Source organism: Bifidobacterium sp. wkB338, from assembly GCF_003688325.1.
GTDB lineage: Bacteria > Actinomycetota > Actinomycetes > Actinomycetales > Bifidobacteriaceae > Bombiscardovia > Bombiscardovia polysaccharolytica.
Window position 1 is genome coordinate 1 of sequence record NZ_NPOR01000014.1, and the last position, 5492, is coordinate 5492.

Genomic DNA, 5492 nt, shown 5'->3' on the forward strand with positions numbered 1-5492 from the left:
TGTTGGTGTGGTGGTGGTTTGAGAACTCAAGAGCGTGTTTGTGCTACTTATAGCTTTTTGATTGCCAGTCCGATGCCTTCCTTGTTTTGGGGTTTCGTGGGAGCGTGTAATTGGTGTCGGGGTTTTTCGTGGGTTGGTTTCCTCCTTATGGAAGCTGGCCCGTCAATTATTGATGTGAGTCGTTTCGGCTTCTTCATGGTTTTTTTGTGGAGGGTTTGATTCTGGCTCAGGATGAACGCTGGCGGCGTGCTTAACACATGCAAGTCGAACGGGATCCGCCAAGCTTGCTTGGTGGTGAGAGTGGCGAACGGGTGAGTAATGCGTGACCAACCTGCCCCATGCTTCGGAATAGCTCCTGGAAACGGGTGGTAATGCCGGATGCTCCGCATCATCGCATGATGGTGTGGGAAAGGGTTTACCGGCATGGGATGGGGTCGCGTCCTATCAGCTTGTTGGCGGGGTGATGGCCTGCCAAGGCTTCGACGGGTAGCCGGCCTGAGAGGGCGACCGGCCACATTGGGACTGAGATACGGCCCAGACTCCTACGGGAGGCAGCAGTGGGGAATATTGCACAATGGGCGCAAGCCTGATGCAGCGACGCCGCGTGCGGGATGACGGCCTTCGGGTTGTAAACCGCTTTTGATTGGGAGCAAGCGAGAGTGAGTGTACCTTTCGAATAAGCACCGGCTAACTACGTGCCAGCAGCCGCGGTAATACGTAGGGTGCAAGCGTTATCCGGATTTATTGGGCGTAAAGAGCTCGTAGGCGGTTCGTCGCGTCTGGTGTGAAAGTCCATCGCTTAACGGTGGATCGGCGCCGGGTACGGGCGGACTGGAGTGCGGTAGGGGAGACTGGAATTCCCGGTGTAACGGTGGAATGTGTAGATATCGGGAAGAACACCGATGGCGAAGGCAGGTCTCTGGGCCGTCACTGACGCTGAGGAGCGAAAGCGTGGGGAGCGAACAGGATTAGATACCCTGGTAGTCCACGCCGTAAACGGTGGATGCTGGATGTGGGGCCCGTTCCACGGGTTCCGTGTCGGAGCTAACGCGTTAAGCATCCCGCCTGGGGAGTACGGCCGCAAGGCTAAAACTCAAAGAAATTGACGGGGGCCCGCACAAGCGGCGGAGCATGCGGATTAATTCGATGCAACGCGAAGAACCTTACCTGGGCTTGACATGTGCCGGACGGCCGCGGAGACGCGGCTTCCCTTCGGGGCCGGTTCACAGGTGGTGCATGGTCGTCGTCAGCTCGTGTCGTGAGATGTTGGGTCAAGTCCCGCAACGAGCGCAACCCTCGCCTCGTGTTGCCAGCGGGTCATGCCGGGAACTCACGGGGGACCGCCGGGGTTAACCCGGAGGAAGGTGGGGATGACGTCAGATCATCATGCCCCTTACGTCCAGGGCTTCACGCATGCTACAATGGCCGGTACAACGGGATGCGACATGGTGACATGGAGCGGATCCCTGAAAACCGGTCTCAGTTCGGATCGGAGCCTGCAACCCGGCTCCGTGAAGGCGGAGTCGCTAGTAATCGCGGATCAGCAACGCCGCGGTGAATGCGTTCCCGGGCCTTGTACACACCGCCCGTCAAGTCATGAAAGTGGGCAGCACCCGAAGCCGGTGGCCCAACCCGTTTGGGGGGGAGCCGTCTAAGGTGAGGTCCGCGATTGGGACTAAGTCGTAACAAGGTAGCCGTACCGGAAGGTGCGGCTGGATCACCTCCTTTCTACGGAGATTATGGAAATCCCCTGCGTGGTCTGCGTGGGGGTCGTGCCTGCGGGCCGGCCGTCTGGCCGGTTGGCGTGGGTGTGCTGGCGTGGAACGGTCTTGAGGCTGTGGCATGGATGCGCTGTTGGGTTCCCGGACCGCCACCCTTGTGGGTGGTGTTCCCGTCGCCCGTCGGGTCCTGCGTGGGGGTTTTCCCTGTGGTGGGTGCCGGCGGCGCGCTGGTGGCTTGAGAACTGGATAGTGGACGCGAGCGGATGGCTGGCCTGGTGCCGGCTGTCTGCTGTATTGTTTCGTCCGGGCCCATGTGAGTGGGTTCGGGTCGATCGTTTTGTGATCGTTTAGTGTGATGATTTGTCGTCTGGCAGTTCGCAGTTGTTGTTGTCGTGGCATGGCCTGTGGTCGTGTTGTCGGCAAGGGCGCATGGTGGATGCCTTGGCAGACAGGACCGATGAAGGACGCGTGGGGCCGCGATAGGCCTCGGGGAGCCGCCGACAGGGCTTTGATCCGAGGGTGTCCGAATGGGGTAACCCGCCGGCCGTGATGGGCCGGCACCGCATTCGTGCGGGGGGGTACGCAGGGAAGTGAAACATCTCAGTACCTGCAGGAAAGGATATTCCGTGAGTAGTGGCGAGCGAAAGCGGATGATGGCCAAACCGGTGCCGTGTGAGACCCGTCGGGGGTTGCGGCATGGGTGTTGTGGGACTTGGCGTCCGGGCTCCGACGGGCCCGGCGGCAGTGATAAAGCGGCGTGTGAGGCGAACGGGATTGAATTCCCGGCCGTAGAGGGTGATGGCCCCGTAGCCGAAGGCGCGCCGCCTGCCGGTTCTTGTTCCCAAGTAGCGCGGGACTCGTGGAATCCCGTGTGAATCGGCCCCGACCGTGGGGTAAGCCTGAATATTCCTGTCTGACCGATAGCGTACGAGTACCGTGAGGGAAAGGTGAAAAGCACCCCGGGAGGGGAGTGAAAGAGTTTCTGAAACCGTGTGCCTACAATCCGTCGGAGCCTTTCGGGGTGACGGCGTGCCTATCGAAAAATGAGTCTGCGAGTCAGTGGTGCGTGGCGAGGCTAACCCGTGTGGGGCAGCCGTAGCGAAAGCGAGTCCGATAAGGGCGTTCCAGTCGCGTGTCCTGGACCCGAAGCGGGATGATCTAGCCCTGGGCAGGTTGAAGCGCGGGTAAGACCGCGTGGAGGACCGAACGGACCTGGGTTGAAAACCGGGCCGATGACCTGGGGCTAGGGGTGAAAGGCCAATCAAATTCCGTGATAGCTGGTTCTCTCCGAAATGCATTTCGGTGCAGCGTCGCGTGAGTGCCTCCATGGGGTAGAGCTACTGGATGCTTGAGGGCCCGTATCGGGTACCGACAGCAGCCAAACTCCGAATACGTGTGAGGTGTATCGCGGCAGTGAGTCGGCGGGGGATAAGCTCCGTCGTCGAGAGGGAGACAGCCCAGATCGTCGTCTAAGGTCCCTAAGCGCGTGCTAAGTGGGAAAGGATGTGGAGTCGCATAGACAGCCAGGAGGTTGGCTCAGAAGCAGCCATCCTTGAAAGAGTGCGTAACAGCTCACTGGTCTAGTGGTTCCGCGCCGATAATGTAGCGGGGCTCAAGCACGCCACCGAAGACGCGGCAGCGCAGTTTGCTGTGCTGGGTAGGAGAGCGTTCCGCGTGGGGTGAAGCGGCGGCGTGAGCCGGCCGTGGACCGCGTGGAAGTGAGAATGCAGACATGAGTAGCGAGAGGCGGGTGAGAATCCCGTCCGCTGGATGACCAAGGGTTCCGGGGCCACGTTCGTCGTCCCCGGGTGAGTCGGGTCCTAAGGCGAGGCCGACAGGCGTAGTCGAATGGATGAAGGAGTCGATATTCTCCTACCGGCGTCAAGCCGTCCAATCCAAGACGCGGAAGCGTGCCCTTACCTGTGTCGGGTGGTGGTCTTCGGACCGTCCGATGGCATGGGACCGGCGTGTGGATGCGTGGCGGGTAGCGCGGGAGTGACACGGAACGGGAGCCGGGCCGCGGTGGTGGTTGTCCGTGGTCAAGCATGCGGCGCGTCGGGCAGGCAAATCCGCCCGGCATGAGCGTGAGGTGTGATGATGGGGGGTCTTGTGCCCCGAATCCGGTGTGCCGTTCCGTCGAGAAAAGCTTCGGCGTGAGGAGTGGCGCCGCCCGTACCCCAAACCGACACTGGTGGTCAGGTAGAGTATACCAAAGCGATCGAGCGAATCCTGGTCAAGGAACTCGGCAAATCACTCCCGTGCCTTCGGTATAAGGGAGGCCCCTGCCGGTGAGGCGCTTCACGCGCGGAGCCGGCGGGGGCGGCACAGACCAGGGGGTAGCGACTGTTTACCAAAAACACAGGTGCATGCGAAGACGTAAGTCGCTGTATATGCACTGACGCCTGCCCGGTGCCGGAAGGTTAAGAGGATCCGTCATCCCTCTTCGGAGGGGGCAGCGGTGAATTCAAGCCCCGGTAAACGGCGGTGGTAACTATAACCATCCTAAGGTAGCGAAATTCCTTGTCGGGTAAGTTCCGACCTGCACGAATGGCGTAACGACTTCCCCACTGTCTCGACCAGGAGCTCGGCGAAATTGCAGTACGAGTAAAGATGCTCGTTAAGCGCAGAAGGACGAAAAGACCCCGGGACCTTTACTATACCTTGGTATTGGCGTTAGGTGCGGACTGTGTAGCATAGGCGGGAGGCTTCGAAGCGGGTGCGCCAGCATCCGTGGAGCCGGAATGTGAAATACCGCTCTGTCCTCATCTGGCCTCTAACCTCGGCCGGTCATCCCGGCCAGGGACAGTGCCTGGCGGGTAGTTTAACTGGGGCGGTTGCCTCCCAAAGAGTAACGGAGGCGCCCAAGGGTTCCCTCAGCCCGGTTGGCAATCGGGTGTTGAGTGCAATCGCACAAGGGAGCTTGACTGCGAGACCGACGGGTCGAGCAGGGACGAAAGTCGGAGATAGTGATCCGGTGCCGGCGTACGGACGCGGCATCGCTCAACGGATAAAAGGTACCCCGGGGATAACAGGCTGATCATCCCCAAGAGTCCATATCGACGGGATGGTTTGGCACCTCGATGTCGGCTCGTCGCATCCTGGGGCTGGAGCAGGTCCCAAGGGTTCGGCCGTTCGCCGATTAAAGCGGCACGCGAGCTGGGTTCAGAACGTCGTGAGACAGTTTGGTCTCTATCCTCTGCGCTCGTTGGAATCTTGAGGAGCCCTGCCCATAGTACGAGAGGACCTGGGTGGACGAACCTCTGGTATGCCGGTTGTCGCGCCAGCGGCACGGCCGGTTGGCTACGTTCGGATGGGATAACCGCTGAAAGCATCTAAGCGGGAAGCCCCCTCCAAGATAAGGATTCCATGAAGCCTTGCGGCTTCTGAAGACCCCATGCAGAACACATGGTCGATAGACCGGACGTGGACACCCCGCAAGGGGCGGAGCCGACCGGCACTAATGGTCGAGGACAACACAACACCCACCCCTTACAGGGGTGGCGGCATCAACACCTGCTGCGAAGCCTGCCTGCGGCAATATGCACGAACATTCGCAGGCGATCGAACACACGAGACACGCGTCCACCATCCGGTCCCCAAGCCGCCAGGACACCCCGACCCCGCACGGGTCGGCAGAATTGAAGATTCGCGGCGGTCATGGCCTGGGGGAGACGCCCGGTCCCATTCCGAACCCGGAAGCTAAGACCCAGCACGGCAATGGTACTGCACCCGGAAGAGTGTGGGAGAGTAGCACACCGCCGCCACAACACG

3 rRNA genes are annotated in these 5492 nt (G+C 60.7%); all 3 read left to right on the forward strand.

Annotated features, from left to right (window positions below):
• Positions 1 to 203: 203 nt before the first annotated feature.
• The 3 genes from CI603_RS03610 (at position 204) to rrf (ending at position 5485) form a co-directional block, all read left to right on the forward strand.
• Positions 204 to 1728, forward strand: a 16S ribosomal RNA gene (locus CI603_RS03610).
• A gap of 402 nt (positions 1729 to 2130) precedes the next feature.
• Positions 2131 to 5201 (forward strand): 23S ribosomal RNA (locus CI603_RS03615).
• Between the two features lie 167 nt (positions 5202 to 5368).
• Positions 5369 to 5485, forward strand: a 5S ribosomal RNA gene (rrf, locus tag CI603_RS03620).
• The 16S, 23S and 5S rRNA genes sit together here, the layout of an rRNA operon.
• Positions 5486 to 5492: the final 7 nt, after the last annotated feature.